Here is a 529-nt window from a genome sequence, read left to right on the forward strand (position 1 = left end):
TTTGTGATCGTTTATGAAGGTTTCAAAAGCAAGAATATAAGATTTTACAGTATTATTAGCGTATTTTTTTAATTGTAGCTTATCTAAGTAGGTGGTAGGGCAGTGTCGATAATTATCGGGTAGAGATCGTTGTCTAAACCAAGTGATATCCATGGGCTCAATAGTATCATTTATTGGTTTTTTATCAAAAAAATAATTACAATTCACCCAAACAACCCCACTGAAAATATTGAATATTTTATTCAGGTTTTTATTTGTGTTTAAAATGTAAGCCATATTAAATTCATTGCTCCATCTTACGTCAGGCAATTCTTTAACAAGTGCCTGAATAATTTTATCTGTATTGAATTGTAAGCCGATATATCTTTTATCTCTTATTAAAAGATGCTTTAAAGTAATGCTCCTTCCTTTTTCCATAAAGTATTATTTAATGCAATGTAATGGATGTAAACGATTTAATCGTATCTTATTCGAATAGGATACGTATAACATACACTTAATATAAGGAACATGAGATTTTATAAAACTT

The 529-nt window shown here is 28.5% G+C and carries 1 pseudogene; it reads right to left on the bottom strand.

The features are described 5' to 3' along the window. Positions 1-417, bottom strand: a pseudogene (locus tag HSX10_RS18655) (recombinase); the annotation flags it as partial. Positions 418-529: the final 112 nt, after the last annotated feature.

Origin of the sequence: Winogradskyella undariae, assembly GCF_013285155.1 — a bacterium.
Classification (GTDB): Bacteria; Bacteroidota; Bacteroidia; order Flavobacteriales; family Flavobacteriaceae; genus Winogradskyella; species Winogradskyella undariae.